This is a genomic window from Clostridium sp. (assembly GCF_051650885.1).
Taxonomy (GTDB): domain Bacteria; phylum Bacillota; class Clostridia; order Clostridiales; family Clostridiaceae; genus Clostridium.
The window spans coordinates 1-20,589 of sequence record NZ_JBOFRG010000273.1 but is presented as its reverse complement, the minus strand read 5'-3'; the positions used below and the strand labels follow the sequence as shown (position 1 = coordinate 20,589).

Here is a 20,589-nt window from a genome sequence, read left to right as displayed (position 1 = left end):
CAAATTTTCTAAACTTAGAGGGGGCTACACATGTATAGAGTATTGACTAACGATGGATTACAAGCTAAGGCAATCACTAAACTACAAGAGTTAGGGATTGAAGTTGTAAACCATCATTATGACAAAGAGGTATTAGGAGAAACTTTAAAAGAGTTTGATGCAATCGTAATAAGATCTGCAACTAAACTAACAGAGGAAGTACTAGAAGCATCAAAAGGGGGAAAACTAAAGCTTGCTATAAGAGCTGGAGTTGGTATTGATAATATTGATATAAAGTATGCAGAAAGTATTGGAGTTACAGTAAAAAATACTCCTAATGCAAGTTCAGATTCAGTTGCAGAGCTTGCAATTGGACATATGTTTGCAGTTGCAAGATTTATAGGAATAGCAAATGCAACTATGAGAGAAGGCGCATGGAATAAAAAGTTATACCAAGGAACAGAAATAAATGGGAAAACTCTTGGTATAGTTGGAATGGGGAGAATTGGTAGAAGCTTAGCTAAAAAGGCAGAAGCTTTAGGAATGAAGGTTATCTACTTCACAATAGAAGGAAGACATGAGGACTTAAAATATGAATTTGTAAGCCTTGAAGAGGTACTTAAAAATTCTGATTTCATATCACTTCATGTGCCTTATGATAAGGCAAATGGTTCATTGATAAGTGATAAAGAATTTGATATGATGAAGAAAAATTCTTATCTAATCAATTGTGCAAGAGGAAAGGTTGTAGATGAAGAAGCGTTAATAAAAGCTTTAAATGAAGGTAAAATAAGTGGAGCTGGAGTTGATGTTTTTGAAGAAGAACCTACAAAAAATGAGATATTAATAAATCATCCAAAGGTTAGTGTAACACCTCATATTGGAGCTGCGACTAACGAAGCACAAGATAGAATTGGGGATGAAGTTGTAGAAGTAATTAAAAATTTCTTTAATATATAAAAAGAGTTATTTTAGGAGTAGGGGATAAACCTTGAAGGAGCTAGTTAGATTTTAAGGTCGTTCTAGTTTCCAGGGTTTAGGTCATGCTCCTAATTTAACATATATAAGGAGGAGAGAAAGTGGCTAAAATAAAAGGATTTAAAGGTATAAGACCTGTAACTGAATTAGCATCACAAATTGCAGCACTACCTTATGATGTAATGGATAGTGATGAAGCTAGAGAAATGGTAAAAGGAAATCCATACTCATTTTTGCATGTAGATAAAGCAGAGGTGGATTTAGATAAAGATATAGATATTCATGATGAAAAAGTGTATGAAAAGGCACGAGATAACTTAAATGAAATGATTGAGAAAAATTATTTAAAAGAAGATGAAAATGAATGTTTATATGTTTATAGACAGGTCATGAATGGAAGAGCTCAAACTGGATTAGTATTTTGTGCATCTATAGATGATTATTTAGAAAATAGAATAAAAAAGCATGAGTTTACAAGAGCAGACAAAGAGCAAGATAGAATAAATCATGTAGATTATTGTGATGCAAATACAGGACCAATATTCTTAACTTATAGAGATGATGATGTTATATCAGCAGTAATAGAAGCGTGGAGTAATAAAGAAGCTGTATATGATTTTGTAGCAGAAGATGGAATAAGACACGTTGTATGGGCAATAAATAATGAGATAATAGTAAGAGAAATTGTAGAATTATTTAAAGATGTAAAGTATATGTATATAGCAGATGGGCATCATAGATCAGCATCAGCTGCAAAAGTTGGGCAAATGAGAAGAGAAGAAAATCCAAACTATACAGGGGAAGAAGAATTTAATTACTTTTTAGCAGTAGCATTCCCAGATAAAGAACTTATGGTAATGGATTATAATAGAGTAATAAAAGACTTAAATGGATATTCAAAATATGAATTCTTAGAAAAGATATCAGAAGACTTTGAAGTAGAAAAATGTGAAAATGATAATGGATTTAAGCCTACAGAAAAGCACACATTTGGTATGTGCATAGAAGGTGAATGGTATAAAATAAAGGCTAAGGATGGAATTTTCAATAATGAAGATCCAATAGAAAGACTAGATGTATCTATATTACAAGAAAGAGTACTAAAAAGAATACTAAATATAGAAGATGTAAGAACATCTAAAAGAATTGACTTTATAGGTGGAATAAGAGGAATAGAAGAATTGAATAGAAGACTTAAAAAAGATATGAAATTAGCATTTTCTATGTATCCAACAGAAATAAAAGATATTATGGATGTTTCAGACATCGGAAAAGTAATGCCACCAAAATCAACATGGTTTGAACCAAAGCTTAGAAGTGGATTATTTATTCATAAATTATCATAATTGGAAATACAAAAAAGAATAACTTTTGTCGTGTGTAATAAGTATATTTTAACAAAAAACTTTAAATAAGCCTTTAATGAAAGCTTATTTAGGAAAGTATTTAAAAAATTATTAGTAGTTGTAATATGGTGTTTAATATTTTAAGATATAATAAATAGTTGACTTTTTATATGATGAGCATATAATATAAATATAAAAAGAAAATTTAAATTAATATTTTAAATATAAATAAAATGTACCAGTACATTTTATCGTCGGGATGAAGACGAAAAACTCATACCCATTCCAGAGTAAACTGCGAAAAATCAATAAAAGGATGACATTGTCATCCTTTTTATTTTTTAGAGGAGGATTATATGGAACAAATTACTTTTAAGGAAAGAGTTAAGAATATTGCAATAAAGGAAGCATATAATTATAAAAAAGTATTTATAGATTATGAGTATTTAGTATGTTCATCAGCATTTAGAAAAAAAGATTATTACATAATAAATGCAAAAGAGGAAAATTATATGCATTTAATAGGAGTTAGTTCTGACTTGTCTCCAATAGAGTTTTTTGATAAGTGCTATAAAGGTATATTAGAAGAAAATCAAATTGATTTTATAAAGCATAGTCAAAGTGAAAAATCAGTAATAGGTTCAGTTAGAAGAAAAATAAAAGTTCTTCCTAATATTATGGATATGTTTAATAAAAATAATTATATTAGTGTTCAAGAAACCTTTAGAAAGAATAAGATTATTTGTAATTTCGCAACATCTGATAATAAATGCACTTTTGGGTTTATAAATACATCTAAGTCATATCCTAAAACTTTAATTAAAGGTAATGAATTAGATATGCAAAAGAGTGGAGTAGTAGAACTTGTATTAAGAAAAAAAGCAACTGATTCAAAATTTGCAGAAATTTTAATAGGTGATAGAAGTAGAGTTTTAAAATATTATGAAAAGATAAGAGAGGAAATTGATTGTAATACTCTAGAAATGGACTCTCGACTAGAAAATATGAGTTGTTGCATAAAACGCAACAACTCATAAAGCTAGTAAGTAAACTATATAATAGAATATTTAGAATTTATTATAATGAAAAGTATATATAGATAGAATAGAAAGTAGTCTAAATATAAGTCTATTTTAGTCTAATAAATTATTGTACCTGTATATAGTTTTTTCAAATTCTAGTAAGTCAATGGCTCTTCCATAGCGAAGGGTCTCTTTTTTGTTTACGAATAAAATAAGTAGTGGTAATGAAAAAACATTAAAGTTAGCAGCTATTTCAGGGTATTTTTCACCACTAAGTTCAATACCAGTGATTTTAGGATACTCCTTTAAAATATTTTCAACTTTAAATTTAATAGCCTCACAAGCACCACAATCAAAGCCAGTAAAATATAAAATTGTAATAGGATTATTTTTTATGTACTCATTGATTTCATTTATTGAATTAACTTTAACCAAAAAAATCATCTCCTTTTATAATGTAATTATAGCAAAAGAATTCAATAAACTATTCCAAAAAATTGAAAAAGTTATAAGAAAATCTATAAATAGATATTAAATAATAATTAAAATTAAATGAAGAAAGGGGAAATCTACTATAAAGAAATGTTATAATCTATATATAAATAAAGTTAGGGTGGATAACATAGCGATGAAAATAGTAGATTTGAAAAATATAAAATTTAAAGATGGGAAAGAGTACGAGCATAAAAAAGCTAAAATGCAATATAGTATAAAACCAAAAAAGGTAGAGCAAATAGCAAAAGTAAAGATGAAGAAAATAAATTACAGCAATAAAACTAAAGCTATACATAAAGCTCATAAAAATACTATTAGCAATAAATTAAGCTATAAAAAGAGAAATGGGGATGCTTATACACCAGTAGAAATAATTTTAATCGTAGCCATAGTTCTTTTAGCAATAGGTATAATAGTAGCAGGAATATCTATATTTTTAAATTATAATGTGAAAATGTAATCTATGAGAAAAAAAGATTGTCTTTAAAAATTTAAAGGCAATCTTTTTTTGATTAAGCTAATTTTTCAATCATAGCTTTTAATATTGTTGTTGAGTTTTTAACTCCAATTGGTATGAATTTTTCATAATCCATATGTGCTCCATTGTTAGCATTATCAGAGATTGATCTGATTATTACAAATGGAATTGTGTTTAAGTAACAAACGTGTGCTATACTTGCACCTTCCATTTCACATGCTATTGCATTAAATTCACTTTCAAGCCATTTGATTTTATCAACGCTTGCAATGAATTGGTCTCCTGATACTATTCTTCCTGAGAATGTGTTTATGTCTTTTATTTCATCACATGAAAGTTTAGCTAATTTAACTAATTCGGCGTCACATAAGAAATCAAAAGTATCCATTCTTGGAACTTGACCGTGAGCATCTCCAAAAACAGTTGTATCAACGTCATGTTGTACTAGGTTTTCAGCTACTACTACATCACCTGGATATATGTCTTTTCCGATTCCTCCAGCTACACCAACATTAATAACACTGTTTACTTTATATTCTGAAATAAGGATTTGAGTGCAAACTGCTGCATTTACTTTACCAATTCCTGATACTACTGCTACAACATCTTTTCCCCAAACTTTTCCTTTATGAAATGTCATGTTAGCTTTAACTACTTTTTCTTCAACTACCATATCATTTAAAAGAAGTTCTAATTCTTCGCTCATTGCGCTAATTATTCCTATAACCATTTAAAAGTTACCTCCAAAAATTAATATAGACTTTTAGTCTTACATAATATTATAAAATTAATAGATAGTTAAGTAAACTAAATAAGGAGTAATTCGATAAAAAATCTTGTATATAGGTAAAGGATAAAATAAAATATAAGGATAAGTATACATAATATATGATATGGAAAGGATGAGATTATGGAAAAACATACATTGACAAGAACTGAACTTGTAATAGGTTCTGAAGGATTAAATAAATTAAGAAATTCTAAAGTGGTTATATTTGGAGTTGGAGGAGTTGGAGGCTTTGCAACAGAAGCTTTAACAAGAGCTGGAATTGGCGAGATAGTTATTGTAGATAATGATACTGTAGATATAACTAATTTAAACAGACAAATAATAGCAACTTATGATACTGTGGGAAAAGTTAAAGTTGACGTTATGAAGGAAAGAATAGAATCTATAAATAAAGACTGCAAGGTTACTACTTTTATGGAATTTGTAACTCCAGATAATATTGAAATGTTTTTAGACGGTTCTGTAGATTATGTTGTAGATGCAATAGATACAGTAACGGCTAAAATTGCATTAGCAAAATATTGCTATGAAAATGATATAAAGATAATAAGCTCTATGGGGACAGGGAACAAAATGAATCCAGCGATGTTCCAAGTTTCAGATGTACATAAAACAAAGGTATGTCCTTTAGCAAAGGTTATGAGAAGTGAACTTAAAAAAAGAGGCGTGAAAAAGCTTAAGGTAGTTTATTCAGAGGAAATACCAGCAAAGCCAAATACTGAAATGGTTTCAGAGATTGTAAAAGGAACAAAGAAAAGACAAACACCGGGAAGTATGTCCTTTGTACCACCAGTTGCAGGAATGATAATTGCAAGTGAAGTTGTTAAAGATATTCTAAAATAAAAGGAAACTGTGGATAACTTTTATTGAGAATAGAAGCAAAAATATACAATAAATTCCTAAAAAGGATTTAAAATAACAAAAAATAGAAGGGTATACCAAAAAACAACACAATATATAGTGTTCCAAAAAAAGTTATCAACAACATATTGTGAGTAATGTGCATAACTTATAGAAAAGTTTTTCCTTTGAATATAGAGGAGAAACTTTTTTATTTGTAATATAAGAACTGTTAAAAGTCTTGTAATAAAAAGACTATATTATATAATAGTCTTATAAGAATGATTAGCTTAGGAGATAGGAATATGGCATTAAAAAACAATGTTAACATATCTTTAAGTAGTGGTAGTCAAAGTGAATACTTAATAAGAGATAAAAATAATATAAGTATTGGGCGATTTAATATTATAGAGATGGATTTTGAAAATCAAAAGTGTGATGTTAAGTTTAAATTTTATAGAGAGCAAGACTATAATTTATTAAGAGAAACATTAGATTTAATATTAGGTGCTACATTTAAAGATAAAAGAGTTTATAAGATAAATGTGAGTGTAGTTGAAGGAATGAAATTATCACCATTTTTAGATTCAGGATTTATTTTAGAAGGAATAATTTCAGAAAATAATATTATAAATGGAATTAGGAGAAGTGAATTAATATTTGGAATAAATCGTGAAGATTATAGATATAAAAATTGTGAGCCCATGGTTAAGATTCAAGGGGAAAACATTTATTTAAGAAATTTAACACCAAGTGATGCGGAAGAATTAACAGAATATTATATTCGTAATAAAAAACATTTAGAAAAATTTGAACCAGCAAGGGAAAATGAGTTTTATACTTTAGAAGTTCAAAAGGGAACATTAAATGAAAGTTATAAGCAATTTTTAAATGGGACATCATATGATATGGCAATTATAAAAGATGAAAAAATAATTGGAAAGATAAGATTGTCAAATATAGTTTATGGTGTATTTAAAAGTGGGATTTTAGGATATTCAATTGATGAAGAATTTCAAGGGAGAGGCTATATGCAAGAGGCGGTTAATCTTATGATTAAATATTCATTTGAAGATTTAGAGCTTCATAGAATGGAAGCTTCTGCATTAGTTAATAATGAAAAATCTAAAAAGGTACTTGAAAAGTGTGGTTTTGAAAAGCTGGGAATAAATAAAAAATATTTATTTATAAATGGAGTATGGGAAGATCACGTAACTTATTATAAGGTCAAATAAAAGGGGTGAAGAAAATGAAAATATCTCTTGAAAATGATATGGTTTTAGTAAAGGTATTTAATAACAATATAATCTTAGTAAAATCAGAAGGAAAAGAAAAAATATTATTTGAAAAAGGGATAGGGTTTGGTAAGAAATTTGGAACAGTAATAGAAAAAGGAACTGAAATTGATAAAGTATTTATAATACAAAACGAACAAAATATTGAAAACTTCAATAAGGTAATAGAACGAACTGATGAAAAACTATTAGGACTGTTTGAAGAAATAATTTATGACATTTCAGAAGAACTTAAAGAAGAATTAAGTGAAAATATTCACATCGGATTAGTAGACCATTTAGCATTTGCAATAAAGCGTCTTGAAAGTGGTGAAGAGATACAAAATCCTTTCTTAGTAGAAATAGAAACCTTATATGCACAGGAATTCTTTTTAGCTAAAAAAGCTAGTGAAAGATTAGAAAAGGAAGTAAAGATTGAAGTTCCAGATGGAGAGGTTGGATTTATAGCACTTCATATACATTCTGCTAGAAATAATGGGAAATTATCTAATACAGTAAAATATAGTTACTTAGGAAACAGTATTATTGAACTTGTGGAAGATGAGTTGGGAATTGAAATAAAAAGAAAATCTTTAGATTATGCAAGATTCCTAACACATATAAGATTTGCAATAGAAAGAATTTTAACAAAGAATACTATAGAAAATGAGCTAAGAGGTATAATAAAGTTAAAATATAGAGAATCATATAAGATTGCAAGCAAAGTAGGAAAATTATTATCAAATGAATTGGATACTGTAATTAGTGAAGATGAAATTGCATATATAACAATGCATATAGAAAGATTTAGAGTTACTATTAAAAAATAGACGGTAAAACTTCTTATTTAAGAAGTTTTACCGTTTTTAAAAATAAGGGGTATTGAAGTGGGAAAAAGAGGATTAAAAATAAGTGGGAGCATATTAATCATTGGTGGAATTCTATGTATGGGATATCCGTTTTTTAAGATGAAGCTTGAGAAAGCAAAAGCAGAAGAAAATTTATTAGTATTAAATGAAAAGTTAGAAGAAAAGAAGGAAGAAAAAAACAGAAAAGAAGAAAGCAAAATTGACAAAGACAGTTATGTAGAAGTTAATGGAGAAAGAATTATTGGGAAAATTATAGTTAAAGAAGGGTTAGAAGTTCCAATATTAAAAGGTGCAACAGATAAGACTTTAGAAGATGGGGCTGGATTGTATGATAATGGTGTATCTATAGATGATAATAAGGGAAATGCAGTTATTTTAGGGCATAGGGAGGTAACCTTTAGATTTATTGAAGATATACAGATTGGAGATATATTAAAAGTACAAACTATTAATGGAGTATATGAGTATGAGGTTACAAAAACTTATATAACTAAGCCTGAGGATATGTCTATATTAGAACAAAGTGAAGAATCAACCTTAACATTGGTAACTTGTTATCCTTTTAGATATATAGGACCTGCACCAGAGAGATTTATAGCGAAATTAGTCAAAATAAATATGAATAAAAATTAATAAAAAATTTAAAAAATAGTTGCAAATGTTTTCTTTTGGAAATATAATAATATTGTAGAAAGAAATAAAGAATTAAATTGGCGTGTAACCATTTTTAAATATATGATGGGCATTAGCTAGAAAGAATTAAAAGACTATAGGTCTTTAATTCTTTCTAGCTTTTTTTTCGTGGAAAAAATTAGGGGTTATGGGTCAAAAAAAGAAGGGGGAAGAATTATGAAAGGAATTTTAGGTTCACTTCAAAAGCTTGGAAAAGCTTTAATGACACCTGTTGCTTGTATGCCAGCAGCAGCACTTTTATTAAGATTAGGAGCTCCAGACGTATTAGACATTCTTTGGATGCACAAAGCAGGAGCAGCGATTTTTGACAACCTTCCAATGATATTTGCAATTGGTATTGCAATAGGACTTGCGAAGGAAAACAATGGGGTTGCAGGTCTTGCAGCAGCAGTAGGGTATTATACGATAACAAATGTAGCTATATCATTCAATGAAACTATAAACATGGGTGTTTTAGCAGGGGTTATTTCAGGGATAGTAGCAGGAGTTCTTTATAATAAGTTTAGAGACATTCAACTGCCACAATTCTTAGGGTTCTTTGGAGGAAAGCGTTTTGTTCCAATAGCAACTTCAGTTACTTGTATGTTATTAGGTGTATTAGCAGGATACGGATGGCCACTAGTTCAAGGTGGATTAGACAACTTTGGTAACCAAATGGTTGCATTAGGAGCTGTTGGTGCTGGAGTATTCGGTATATTAAACAGATTATTAATTCCATTTGGATTACACCACGTTTTAAATACAATATTCTGGTTTGAATTTGGAACTTTCACAAATCCAGCAACTGGAGAAGTTGTTAAAGGTGATATAGCAAGATTCTTTGCTGGAGATCCGACTGCAGGTACTTACATGACTGGATTCTACTTTATAATGATGTTTGCATTACCAGCAGCATGTATCGCAATGATTGCAGCAGCTAAAAAATCAAAGAGAAAAGCAGTTACAGGAATGCTTATAAGTATAGCATTCACAGCTTTCTTAACAGGAATAACTGAACCAATCGAATTTACATTTATGTTCTTAGCACCAGTATTATATGTATTCCACGCTATAATGACAGGAATAGCATTAGCACTGGCGAATATACTAAACTTAGCTATGGGATTTGGATTCTCAGCAGGATTAATAGATTTCTTATTAAGTATGGGAATTTCAAAAGGTGTAGCAACAATAGTTATAGTAGGATTAATATTTGCAGCAATATACTTTGTAGTATTCTACTTTGTAATCACAAAATTCAACTTACCAACACCAGGTAGAGAAAATGATGATGCATTAGAAGATGAAGGACAAATAGGAAATTCAAAAACTAATATAGATGAAAAAGCAGAAAAAATATTAGAAGCGTTAGGTGGTCCTAAAAACATAGAATCACTAGATGCATGTATTACAAGACTTAGATTAACTTTAAATGATTCAACTGTAATGGATGAAGCAGAGTTAAAGAAATTAGGAGCTAGTGGAATTATTAAATTAGATGCTAAAAACGTACAAGTTATAGTAGGAACTTTAGCAGATCCAATAGTTACTAGTATGAAGAAAATAATGAAATAGAGAATTTAGCTGTCATGCCTTTGGGTGTGATGGCTTTTTTTTAGTTAAGAGGGAATAGGTTAGAGTGAAGAGTTGGGGTTAATTTGGAATTTAAAGTTAAAAATTTAGAATGGGGGAGGAATCGCAAGCGATTCTGGAGAAGGACTCAAAATTTATCTGGCGATAAATTTTATCGTAGATAGTTAACTGTTACTTCTTCCTTCTTAACTAAAAAAACAAGCCTAGTTAAGGTAGTACCTTCTCTGGGCTTGTTTATATTTGGGTTTTATTTATTTTAAGTGTTAACTAAAATGACTTTTTTAAACTGTGTATTCTACAACAGTTGTTTCTCCAGCTACTGCATCTATTGAAGTTATTGGAGTTATGCTTTGTGTTGCATCTACATTTGTTATAAGCACTGGAGTTACTAATGGACATCCTTTGCTTTTGATGAATTCTCTATCTATTTTTAAGATTGGAGTTCCTGCTTTAACGTTAGCTCCTTGTTCAACTAATTGAGTGAAACCTTCTCCATTTAAAGAAACAGTTTCAATACCAACGTGAACTAAAATTTCAATACCGTTAGCAAGTGTCATTGCAAATGCATGTTTTGTTTTGAAGATTAAAGTTACTTCTCCATCGGCAGGAGCAACTATTGTATCTCCAGTTATATCTATTCCAACTCCGTCACCAGCCATTTTTTGAGCAAAAACAGGATCTGGTATTTCAGAAACAGGAACTACTCTTCCTGTTGCAGGAGCTACTAATTTTAATCCATTATCTTTTTTATTTTTTTTGAAAAATCCAAACATATTTAAATCCTCACTTTATCTATAAATTTACTAATTTAGAGTAATAGTATATAAAAAAAGGCATAAGTTCTCTAAAGAAAAACTTATGCCTGATCATTACTCAGTAACACGTTAATTAAATTATAAATAAAAATATAATTTAAGTCAAGATAAAAATGAACATATTTTAAACAAAACAAAGAGGTTAAAATCCAATTAATGTAATAAATAGAAAGGATATTTTAAGAAAACAGATAAAAATGTCGAATATGTTGACAAAATTCGACACAGATATTAATATGATGTTACATAAAAAAATAAAACGTAATCAGCGTGTAACCAAAAAGGGCATTAGCTGAAAAGGATATAAGGAGAAACTATATCTTTTTCAGCTTTTTTTATTGTTTGCAATTATATGCAAGGATGGTTAGGTTGATTTAAAAAAAGAAGATGGAGGATTTTTATGGCTAAGGGAAATAGTAAAGTTTTAGGGTCTCTTCAAAAGCTTGGAAAAGCTTTGATGACACCAGTTGCTTGTTTGCCAGCAGCAGCACTTTTATTAAGATTAGGAGCACCGGATATTTTTAATATTCCATGGATGCATGTGGCAGGACAAACAATATTTGATCATTTACCAATTCTGTTTGCAGTGGGGATAGCAATAGGACTTGCAAAAGAAAATAATGGAGTTGCAGGGCTTGCATCTGTAGTTGGATATTATGTTTTAACTGATGTGGCAACTTCTTTTAATAAAACTATAAATATGGGAGTTTTAGCAGGTATTATAGTAGGTATTACAGCAGGGCTTTTATATAATAGATTTAGAGATATCCAATTACCACAGTTCTTAGGGTTCTTTGGTGGAAAGCGTTTTGTTCCAATAATAACAGCAGTAGTTTGTTTAATATTTGGAATAGGAGCAGGGTATATTTGGCCATTAGTACAAAATGGTATAAATAGCTTTGGTAACTCATTAGCTTCAGCAGGTGCAATAGGTGCATTTATTTTTGGAGTTTTAAATAGATTACTAATACCATTTGGTTTACATCACGTTTTAGATACAATATTCTGGTTTGAATTTGGAACATACACAAATCCAGCAACAGGACTTGTAGCACATGGTGATATAGCAAGATTTTATGCAGGTGATCCGACTGCGGGAATATATACAACAGGATTTTATCCAATAATGATGTTTGCATTACCAGCTGCTTGTATTGCAATGATTTTAGCAGCTAAAAAAGGAAAGAGAAAAGCTGTAACAGGAATGTTAATTGGATTAGCGTTAACATCATTCTTAACAGGAATAACAGAACCAATTGAATTCTTATTTATGTTTATAGCACCAGTTTTATATGGATTCCATGCAATAATGACAGGTGTGTCCATGGCAATATGTAGCTTGTTTGGAATTAAAGTAGGATTTGGTTTCTCAGCAGGATTATTAGATTATGTATTAAGCTTTGGAATAGCATCTAAACCAGTATTATTAATATTAATTGGATTAATATTTGCAGCAATATATTTTGTAGTATTTTATTTTGGAATAACAAAATTTAATCTTCAAACACCAGGAAGAGAAGAAGATGAGGATTTACTTGAGGATGAAGGCCAAAGAGGCGTAGGAAAAATTGAATCAAGTGAAAAGAAAGTAACAAAAGCATCTCCAATAAGTGAGAAAGCAGTAGCTGTTTTAGAAGCACTTGGAGGAAAAGAAAATATTGAAAGCATTGATGCATGTGTAACTAGAATAAGATTAGTTGCAGTAGATGCAAGTAAATTAAATGATGCAGAATTAAAAAGATTAGGTGCAAGTGGAATAATGAGATTAGATTCTAAGAATGTTCAAGTTATATTTGGAACATTAGCAGATCCACTAGTAAGTCATATAAAGAAAATAATGTAAAAAACTGAGTTGCTTTTAGCAACTCAGTTTTTTATTTTAAGAATTTAAAAGCTTACTCCAAGTTTTGTCTCCCATAATACCATCAGCAGTTAAACCTTTATTGGATTGAAAAGCTATAATAGCTGTTTTTGTACTAGCACCAAAAACACCATCTACAACACCACAATTAAATTTTAAAGAATTTAATTTTATTTGAATAAGTTGGACTATTTTACCTTTATTGCCTATAGATAATGTAGGACATGCATCTGATGTTTTAGCACCAGCAAGACCATCAACAGTAAGATTACCATTAAAGCTTCTATTTAATTCTTTTTGAAGTTCTACCACCCATGGGTTACTTTGTGTAGGATTAGGTTTAGATGGAGGAGGCGTAGGTTTAGAGGGTGAAGGAGGATTAGGAGTTGTTGATACAGTACTGTTTACGGCACCTTCAGCGATAGCTTTTCCAACAGCATCAAAGCCTAAACTTCTATAAAGCTTTACATCTTCAGTTGCTTCAACAAAGCATACTTCAACAATCATAGAAGACATATTAGTTGCACGTAATTCATAAAGTCCAGAACGTTCTTTAATACCACGATTTTTAAATCCTAAATCAGTTAATTTCTTTAATACACCTTTAGCACTAGTATTACTTTTACTTGCATTTGAAACTAAAACTTCAGTACCAATAGCACCAGCATAAGTTGTATAAGCTTTATTAAAATGAATAGATATAAATAAATCAGCATTTGCTGAATTAGCTTTATTTACACCAAAAGTTAAATCAGAATTAACAGTATTAGAGCTATCAGAAGGAGTTACATCAATAACTGAATGCCCCATTAATTTTAAATATTTTATAACAGAATCTTTTACTTTTCTATCTTCAGTAGTTTCATCGATAATGCCACGAGCACCAGGAACACTAAAGTTATGTCCACCTCTTACAGCAATTTTCATAATTATCACCTCGTAAAAATTTTAAATAGAAATACTTCTATCAATAAATAAGATATTCACTTTACAGGTTTTTTGTTAAAGAAAAAATGCTTTTAAGCAATTGGTTAACATAAAAAATATTTACTCTAAAGAAAAAAAATGGTAAAATAAGTATTATAATATAAAAAAAGGAAAGTGAGTAAAAGGTTAAATTTGGTTTAAAGGAGATGGATAATGAGAGGAAATATAGTAGACAGGTTTTTAGGATTAGGTTTTTTAATAACAACGTTCTTAATAATGATAACAATTAGCTCAATATATCCTATATATCAGGATGTAGTAGAAGAAAATAATCTATGGGATAACTTTGAGCAAGTGTGGATTGACTTTAGTGGAAAGGAATTAACTCATAGAGAGTTTATAGAAAAGTTAGAAGATGAAGGAATAGATAATTATTTTGCATTGCCTATGATATATATGAGTGAATATGGAGAAAAAGGAACAACGGAGTCCATAGTAATGCCAATCGCGAAAGGGTTTAATATTAAAGATTTTATGACCTTAGAAGGGGAATTTTCTAAAGATGATTTAGAAGGAAAAAGTAAAAGTGTTATCATTGGAGAAAATTTAAATAAAAATACAGTTGAAGTAAGTGGAAAAAGATACATAGAATTATATGAAGAAAACTTTGAAGTGATTGGACAGATAAAAAATACAAAAGCTTTTCCTAATTTTATAGTAGTGCCAATAGAATCTTTAGGGATACTAGATATTAAAGAAGAAAATATAGGCATTGGTATAAGTAAGGTTGAAAGAGATAAATTTTTAAAGATAAATGAGAAGATGGGATATAAAACATCAGTACGTGGAATTAAAAAGCAGTCTGTTATAGAAGAAATTTTAAAAAGACCAACAGAAATAAAAGATAGAGTTATACAGATATTGTTAGGATTGATAAATATTAGTATGTTTTCATATTTTTATACAAAGGTAGTAAAAAGAGATTTAGCAGTTATGAGGGTTTTAGGAGCAGATAATAAATATGTATTTAAAGAGCTTTTTAGTAGAATCATAAAGGTTGCAGGGGGTGGAGCCTTATTAGGAACTATTTTAACTCAGGTTGCTATCATGTATTTCAGAGAGACGAGCCCCGTGGGATATGCACCATTAACCTTAGAAGTAATTGTAGCAACTATAGCATTGATAATCATTTTATCTTTAATAATATCATTGATAAGTGTATTTAGTGTAGCTAGATTTAAAGTGTTAAAGGAGATAAGATAAATGAAAAAGTTTATATTTTTTGACATTAAAAGAAATGTAATAATAAATGTTTTACTAGGTATACAAATATGCTTATGGACTGTATATATGACATCATTAGTATCATTATTAACCTTTGATAAAAATTTTATTGAAAGGTATGAAAAATCATTTGATATAGAAAATGTACAGTCAGTAGGTTTTGAAAAGTACGGTATGAAAAATGTTCCTTTAGAGGTTCAAGTAAAGGATAGTATAAAGCTAGTAGACTATTTAAAAGAGAATAAGATAGAGTATGGTCTTTATAATAAAAATGGTAAGGGAATGGAGTTTGAAACTTTAAATGTAACAAAAAAAGAAATGGATGATAAGTTTTCAAGATTTATATCAGTAGAAGATAAAATGTATTTAAAGGAATTTAACTATAGATTAGTTAAAAATTATATAGATATAGATGAAAAAGAATGGAATAAAAATGGAAATATAGTGCCATGTATACTTGGAAGCTCTTTTAAGAATAAATATAGGATTGGTGACGAAATAAATAACGATGGAGAGGTTTTAAAGGTTAAAGGCTTTTTAGATGAAGGAATGCTAATAAGTGAAGGAATGGGTATAGGGCAGGCAGAACTTTTAAACTCATCAGTTATAATTCCAATAGATGAACAAAAATACTTGAAGGAATCCATAGTAGCGCCAAATATAATAATATTTGATAAGGTAAATATTGCGAAGGATTTACCAGAGGAATTGAATAAATTTACATTTTATAGACTAAAGGATAGTATAGATAATCATATAAAAGATATTAATGCTGAAAAAGTTTATGATATAGGAAGAGCTTTTACAGTAAGCATAATTATTTTAGGAACTATTATGGTTACCATAGCCTACAAGGTTATGAGTGATAAAGATAGAATAGGGATTCTTTATGCACTCGGAGGAAGCAAGAAAGAGATAAAGAAAATATTTATAAAGGAAATATCGTTATCTATTTTAATGGGGATTTTTATAGGAACATTAATATACTTTAAGAATAATGATAAAGTTTACTTTGTTTTCATGAATGAGACATCTATTTTAAACTTGATAATATCAATGATTATTATAAGCGTCTTATTGATAGGTATAATTTTAATTAATATAAGGGCTATAGATAAATTAACACCTAAAGAGATGATGGGAGGATTGATTGAGTAATGGAAGAGTTAAGATTAGATGGTATATGTAAGGTTTATGGAAAAGGTGAATCAAGAGTTGATGCTTTGAAAAATTTGAATTTAGGTGTAGAAAAGGGAAGTATGGTTGCTATTATGGGAGCATCAGGATGTGGTAAAAGTACTCTTTTAAACATCTTAGGTTGTGTAGATACACCAACTGGTGGTAAATACTTTATAAATGGAGAAGAGATTGATTTTAAGAAGATAAATAAATTTCATGAAATTAGAAATAAAAAAGTGGCATTTATTTTTCAAAATTTTGCATTAATCAAAAATTTATCAGTATTAGAAAATGTAATTTTACCTTTAAGATTTAGAAAAATGAAAAAAAGAGAAATGATAAGCATAGCAGAGAAGTATTTAAAAGAATTAGGAATTGAAACTTTAAGAAATAAAAAAGCAAATGAACTTTCAGGAGGTCAGATGCAGAGGGTAGCTATTGCAAGAACTTTAACTCAAGAAACAGAAATAATTCTTGCAGATGAGCCAACGGGAGCATTAGATGAAGAAAATAGTAAGAATATAATGGAGATTCTTAAAGGGCTTAATAAAAAATATAATAAAACAATAATTGTAGTTACTCATGATAAGTTAGTTTCAGAATACTGTGATAAAGTATTACTAATGAAGGATGGAAACTTCATTTAACAAGATAATATCAGTAAAAAGGAAAGGTGCTTCAGATTTTTGAAGTACCTTTCCTTTTTTTAGATTAAAATTTATTCAGTTACAGATTCTTTTAAAAATATAGAGACAACTTCATCCTTAGAAATTCCTCTAAGCTTAAGCTCAGGTCCTAAAGCATTAAATAAAAGGCTTAAGGATTCTTTAAAATTTTCATTAGATTTTTTTAAATCAATGCGAACAAAGGCGCCACGACCTGGTTCTATATTTATAAAGCCTTCTTCCTTAAGGAGAGAGTAGCTTTTATTAACAGTATGCATATTAACATCTAAATAAGATGCTAAATTTCTTACAGATGGAAGACTATCACCTTCTGTAAAAGTACCATCAGCAATCATTTGAATTATTTGTCTTTTAATTTGAATATAAATAGGTTCTTGAGTGCTAGTTTCAAAATTCAATAGAAAACAACCATTACAAGAGTTTCCTTATAATGGTTTCACCTCCTTTAAAAATAATATATAATATTCTTAACATAATTATATGTTATAATCAAAAAAAAGTAAATAAATGGAAGGTGAATAATGAGAGCAGTAGGAAAAGAAGAATTAGAAAATATCATATACATAGAGGATATTGGAAAAGGATTAAATAATTATACTAATGGATTATTAGAAGTAGGAAATGCAACGGTAAGTGAATTTAAAGAATTTATAAAAGAGATAAATAAGGATATTGTAGTAGATTATTATGGAAACATAATAAAAGATAAAGAGTTTGAGTTATTAGTAAAAACCCTTTCAAAAAAAGAAGAACATTATTTAAGGGAAATAAGAGAGAAGAAAGAGAAAAGTGTTATCTTTGCAGAAGTAGAGGATGAATTTTTAGAGATTATAATTAAATTATCATATGAAGAAATACTATTTAGTTCTTTTTACTTAGGTAATGCTATGACTATTTGGGGGAATTTTAATAAAGAGTTTGTTATATTTTTTGAAGAGGATGTTGAAATTGAAAAAATTAAGAAGTTAGCAGAAAAATATAATTTAAAGATTAAAGATATAAGAGAGAGGAAATAAAGGTGAATTTAAGCATAATGGTAGCTTTTTTTGCAGGAGTAGTATCATTCCTATCACCTTGTATACTTCCTTTAATTCCAGCATACATAAATATTCTAGCAAAGGATACTCAGAAAAATAGAAAAGATATTATATTAAAAAGAAGCTTAATATTTATATTAGGATTTACAGTAGTATTTATAATTATGGGTGCATCAGCAACTATCATAGGTAAAATTTTTAATAGATATTTTGAAAGCTTAAGAATATTATCAGGAATTTTAATAATAATATTTGGGATATATACATTAGAAATAATAAAGATAGGAAGTATCTATAAAGAGAAAAAGCTAATAAAGAAAGTAAATGAAATGGGACCATTTTTGATGGGAATTGTATTTGCAGCAGGTTGGACACCTTGTGTAGGGCCAATACTTGGTTCAATTCTTACGTATACATCAATAAATACAAGCCTAAATGGAATACTAATGTTAGGATTATATTCATTAGGACTTGGAATTCCATTTATATTAAGTGCAATGCTAATAGAACATTTTTCTTTTGTTAGGAAAAATATATATAAGCATATGAGAAAGATTAAAGTAATTACAGGGGTGCTAATGATATTAGTGGGGATACTTGTAGCAACTAATAAATTAGTAATTGTTATAGGACTGATTTCATAGGAGGTAATATGAAAAAGATTGTATTAATAATTATATTGATAGGATTAGTGTTTGGAGGGATGGAATATTATAAAATATCAAAAGAGAAAAAAGTAAAAGAAGAAACTAATATAAGTCAAAATGATAATGTAGGAAATTCATTAAATGAAGATAACTGGAATGTAAAGCCTGGTGATTTACAAGATACAAAACCCACAGTTACGAAAGAAATAAATTTTAAGTTAGAAAATTTAGAGGGTAAAGAAGTAAGTTTAAATAATTATAAAGGTAAAAAAGTATTTATAAACTTTTGGGCGTCATGGTGTCCACCTTGTAAAGAAGAGATGCCATATATAGAAAAGTTATATAAGGAATATGGAAATGATATTGTTATTCTAACAATAAATGTAGGAGAAAATACAGAAAAGGTGAAAAAATTTGTGGAAGAGGATAAATATACTTTCCCTGTATTATTAGATAAAGATATGAAAGTGTCAGAAGAATATGGAGCAAGATATTTACCAACTTCAGTATTAATAAATGAAAAAGGTGAAATAGCTAATTATAGAAATGGAGCTATGGATTATCAGCAAATGAAGGAATTTGTGGGGATAAAATAAGATTTAGAGTAGGTTAAAGAAGATATTTTTGTATCTTCTTTTTTTATATGTAAAAACGAAGACAAGGAAATTAGAAAAGCTTAAAGATATAGAAGTTAAAAATTAAGAATCAATAAATTGAAGAAAGAAGCATATTATTTTATTGAAGAAAAAGAATTAAGGATGATAAGAAATGTCTGAAGAAATGTATATAGAAGAGAAGCGAGAAATTAGATTAAAAGAATTCTTTAAATTTATACTTGTAAGTATTGTAGTTATAAAAATCTTTGGAGAAATATTTCCCTTTTGCATTGTAAAGGGACATTCTATGGAAAATACTTTAGAGAATAATGAAGTAGTAGTATTAAATAAATTAGCATATATACTATCTAATCCACAGCGTGGAGAAATAATAGTTATAGATGTAGATAATGAACGGAATAGTGAAATAGCAAATAAAACTATAGTTAAGAGGATTATAGGAGAAGGAGGAGAGCGGTTAACTATAAAAAATAATAAGGTTTATATTAATGAAAAAGAATTGAAGGAAGAATATATAAAAGAAGAGATGGTAACAGGGGATATAGATATATTAATTCCTATTGATGAAATATTTGTTATGGGGGATAACAGAAATGAAAGTGGAGATAGTAGAGACTTTGGTACATTTAGAAAAGATGAAGTGAAAGCAAGAGTTATGTTCAAAAAATAGTAAAAAAGATAAAATTTTCATTTAATTTTAACGAAAGATGGAATATAAATTAACAAAAGATGAATGATACAATAGGAAAGTTCTTCTACTTATCCTAGTGTATCACAAGTAGAAAAATGTCGAAAAAGGAAGAATTAACTTAATATAAGGAGATAAACTCATTAGGTGATATTAAATCATATTATAACTATGAAATTCAGGTGGTATAGTAGTAAATGTCCTAAGGGACAAGCGATTTAACAACAAGATAGCTTAATAATTAATTTAAGTATTTTGAACTTAGTTGATAATACTTAATTTAGGTATTAACCTAATTGTTAAATTAATAATGGTCTTTGAAAATTGAACAGATTAATATATAAACAAACTTAAACCAGCAATTCTTTTATAGTTAAGTTTTATGAGCAATTTAAGATTAAACTTTTTATTGAGAGTTTGATCCTGGCTCAGGACGAACGCTGGCGGCGTGCCTAACACATGCAAGTCGAGCGATGAAGTTTTCTTCGGAAAACGGATTAGCGGCGGACGGG

General features: G+C 28.8%; 22 protein-coding genes and 1 rRNA gene. 18 read left to right on the top strand and 5 right to left on the bottom strand.

The genetic code is table 11. The features are described 5' to 3' along the window. Nucleotides 1–30: 30 nt before the first annotated feature. The 3 genes from ACRC28_RS13220 to ACRC28_RS13210 all read left to right on the top strand — a co-directional run bounded on the left by ACRC28_RS13220 (nucleotide 31) and on the right by ACRC28_RS13210 (nucleotide 3,340). Nucleotides 31–939, top strand: a complete 909-nt coding sequence (locus tag ACRC28_RS13220) for a D-2-hydroxyacid dehydrogenase (RefSeq protein ID WP_438543921.1) — start codon at nucleotides 31–33, stop codon at nucleotides 937–939. Nucleotides 940–1,058: 119 nt separating this feature from the next. After that, the gene (locus ACRC28_RS13215) at nucleotides 1,059–2,303 is read left to right on the top strand and encodes a DUF1015 domain-containing protein (RefSeq protein WP_438543920.1); all 1,245 of its coding nucleotides are present in this window, start codon (nucleotides 1,059–1,061) and stop codon (nucleotides 2,301–2,303) included. A gap of 356 nt (nucleotides 2,304–2,659) precedes the next feature. Next, nucleotides 2,660–3,340, top strand: coding sequence for a PBECR4 domain-containing protein (locus ACRC28_RS13210; protein WP_438543919.1), 681 nt, complete (start codon nucleotides 2,660–2,662; stop codon nucleotides 3,338–3,340). Nucleotides 3,341–3,436: 96 nt separating this feature from the next. On the opposite strand, the gene ACRC28_RS13205 is transcribed toward ACRC28_RS13210, so the two are convergent. Further along, nucleotides 3,437–3,760 (bottom strand): thioredoxin family protein, encoded by a 324-nt coding sequence (locus ACRC28_RS13205; protein WP_438543918.1) that lies wholly within the window; start codon nucleotides 3,758–3,760, stop codon nucleotides 3,437–3,439. A gap of 193 nt (nucleotides 3,761–3,953) precedes the next feature. On the opposite strand from ACRC28_RS13205, the gene ACRC28_RS13200 reads away from it, so the two are divergent. After that, nucleotides 3,954–4,280 (top strand): hypothetical protein, encoded by a 327-nt coding sequence (locus tag ACRC28_RS13200; protein WP_438543917.1) that lies wholly within the window; start codon nucleotides 3,954–3,956, stop codon nucleotides 4,278–4,280. 52 nt (nucleotides 4,281–4,332) lie between these two features. On the opposite strand, the gene ACRC28_RS13195 is transcribed toward ACRC28_RS13200, so the two are convergent. Further along, the gene (locus ACRC28_RS13195; RefSeq protein ID WP_438543916.1) at nucleotides 4,333–5,028 is read right to left on the bottom strand and encodes a 5'-methylthioadenosine/adenosylhomocysteine nucleosidase; all 696 of its coding nucleotides are present in this window, start codon (nucleotides 5,026–5,028) and stop codon (nucleotides 4,333–4,335) included. 180 nt (nucleotides 5,029–5,208) lie between these two features. Here ACRC28_RS13195 and ACRC28_RS13190 point away from each other — a divergent pair, with 180 nt between their 5' ends. The 5 genes from ACRC28_RS13190 (at nucleotide 5,209) to nagE (ACRC28_RS13170) (ending at nucleotide 10,318) form a co-directional block, all read left to right on the top strand. After that, a complete protein-coding gene (locus ACRC28_RS13190; protein WP_438543915.1) occupies nucleotides 5,209–5,931 on the top strand; it encodes a tRNA threonylcarbamoyladenosine dehydratase in 723 nt (240 codons plus the stop codon). Between the two features lie 302 nt (nucleotides 5,932–6,233). Continuing rightward, entirely contained in the window at nucleotides 6,234–7,163 is a 930-nt protein-coding gene (locus tag ACRC28_RS13185) for a GNAT family N-acetyltransferase (RefSeq protein ID WP_438543914.1), read from the top strand. A 14-nt stretch (nucleotides 7,164–7,177) separates the two neighbouring features. After that, a complete protein-coding gene (glcT, locus tag ACRC28_RS13180) occupies nucleotides 7,178–8,032 on the top strand; it encodes a glucose PTS transporter transcription antiterminator GlcT (RefSeq protein WP_438543913.1) in 855 nt (284 codons plus the stop codon). Nucleotides 8,033–8,089: 57 nt separating this feature from the next. Then, complete coding sequence (locus ACRC28_RS13175; RefSeq protein ID WP_438543912.1) at nucleotides 8,090–8,704, top strand: class D sortase; 615 nt, start codon at nucleotides 8,090–8,092, stop codon at nucleotides 8,702–8,704. A 216-nt stretch (nucleotides 8,705–8,920) separates the two neighbouring features. Continuing rightward, nucleotides 8,921–10,318 carry an N-acetylglucosamine-specific PTS transporter subunit IIBC gene (gene nagE, locus ACRC28_RS13170; protein WP_438543911.1) on the top strand — a complete coding sequence of 466 codons (1,398 nt, stop codon included), beginning with the start codon at nucleotides 8,921–8,923 and terminating at the stop codon, nucleotides 10,316–10,318. A 299-nt stretch (nucleotides 10,319–10,617) separates the two neighbouring features. Here nagE (ACRC28_RS13170) and ACRC28_RS13165 read toward each other — a convergent pair whose 3' ends face one another. Further along, nucleotides 10,618–11,109, bottom strand: a complete 492-nt coding sequence (locus ACRC28_RS13165; protein WP_438543910.1) for a PTS sugar transporter subunit IIA — start codon at nucleotides 11,107–11,109, stop codon at nucleotides 10,618–10,620. A gap of 442 nt (nucleotides 11,110–11,551) precedes the next feature. Between ACRC28_RS13165 and nagE (ACRC28_RS13160) the strand changes: the two genes are divergently transcribed. Continuing rightward, nucleotides 11,552–12,994: an N-acetylglucosamine-specific PTS transporter subunit IIBC gene (gene nagE, locus ACRC28_RS13160; protein WP_438543909.1), complete on the top strand. Its 1,443-nt coding sequence runs from the start codon at nucleotides 11,552–11,554 to the stop codon at nucleotides 12,992–12,994. A gap of 36 nt (nucleotides 12,995–13,030) precedes the next feature. Here nagE (ACRC28_RS13160) and ACRC28_RS13155 read toward each other — a convergent pair whose 3' ends face one another. Further along, nucleotides 13,031–13,939, bottom strand: coding sequence for an N-acetylmuramoyl-L-alanine amidase (locus ACRC28_RS13155; protein WP_438543908.1), 909 nt, complete (start codon nucleotides 13,937–13,939; stop codon nucleotides 13,031–13,033). A gap of 213 nt (nucleotides 13,940–14,152) precedes the next feature. On the opposite strand from ACRC28_RS13155, the gene ACRC28_RS13150 reads away from it, so the two are divergent. From ACRC28_RS13150 to ACRC28_RS13140, 3 genes are read left to right on the top strand one after another with little or no spacing between them, the layout of a single operon-like run. Then, nucleotides 14,153–15,202 carry an FtsX-like permease family protein gene (locus ACRC28_RS13150; protein ID WP_438543907.1) on the top strand — a complete coding sequence of 350 codons (1,050 nt, stop codon included), beginning with the start codon at nucleotides 14,153–14,155 and terminating at the stop codon, nucleotides 15,200–15,202. Further along, nucleotides 15,203–16,381 (top strand): hypothetical protein, encoded by a 1,179-nt coding sequence (locus ACRC28_RS13145; RefSeq protein WP_438543906.1) that lies wholly within the window; start codon nucleotides 15,203–15,205, stop codon nucleotides 16,379–16,381. It begins immediately after the preceding gene. Further along, complete coding sequence (locus tag ACRC28_RS13140; RefSeq protein WP_438543905.1) at nucleotides 16,381–17,049, top strand: ABC transporter ATP-binding protein; 669 nt, start codon at nucleotides 16,381–16,383, stop codon at nucleotides 17,047–17,049. Before ACRC28_RS13145 ends, ACRC28_RS13140 begins: the two co-directional genes overlap by 1 nt. Nucleotides 17,050–17,120: 71 nt before the next feature. On the opposite strand, the gene ACRC28_RS13135 is transcribed toward ACRC28_RS13140, so the two are convergent. Next, on the bottom strand, nucleotides 17,121–17,486 hold the full coding sequence (locus ACRC28_RS13135; protein WP_438543904.1) for a GntR family transcriptional regulator: 366 nt from the start codon (nucleotides 17,484–17,486) through the stop codon (nucleotides 17,121–17,123). 123 nt (nucleotides 17,487–17,609) lie between these two features. Between ACRC28_RS13135 and ACRC28_RS13130 the strand changes: the two genes are divergently transcribed. From ACRC28_RS13130 to ACRC28_RS13110, 5 genes are all read left to right on the top strand, one after another. Beyond that, nucleotides 17,610–18,104: a hypothetical protein gene (locus ACRC28_RS13130; protein ID WP_438543903.1), complete on the top strand. Its 495-nt coding sequence runs from the start codon at nucleotides 17,610–17,612 to the stop codon at nucleotides 18,102–18,104. A 2-nt stretch (nucleotides 18,105–18,106) separates the two neighbouring features. Then, nucleotides 18,107–18,769 carry a cytochrome c biogenesis CcdA family protein gene (locus ACRC28_RS13125; RefSeq protein WP_438543902.1) on the top strand — a complete coding sequence of 221 codons (663 nt, stop codon included), beginning with the start codon at nucleotides 18,107–18,109 and terminating at the stop codon, nucleotides 18,767–18,769. A gap of 8 nt (nucleotides 18,770–18,777) precedes the next feature. Then, a complete protein-coding gene (locus ACRC28_RS13120) occupies nucleotides 18,778–19,368 on the top strand; it encodes a TlpA family protein disulfide reductase (RefSeq protein ID WP_438543901.1) in 591 nt (196 codons plus the stop codon). A 172-nt stretch (nucleotides 19,369–19,540) separates the two neighbouring features. Further along, entirely contained in the window at nucleotides 19,541–20,059 is a 519-nt protein-coding gene (gene lepB / locus ACRC28_RS13115; protein WP_438543900.1) for a signal peptidase I, read from the top strand. A 423-nt stretch (nucleotides 20,060–20,482) separates the two neighbouring features. Then, a 16S ribosomal RNA gene (locus tag ACRC28_RS13110) occupies nucleotides 20,483–20,589 on the top strand; the annotation flags it as partial.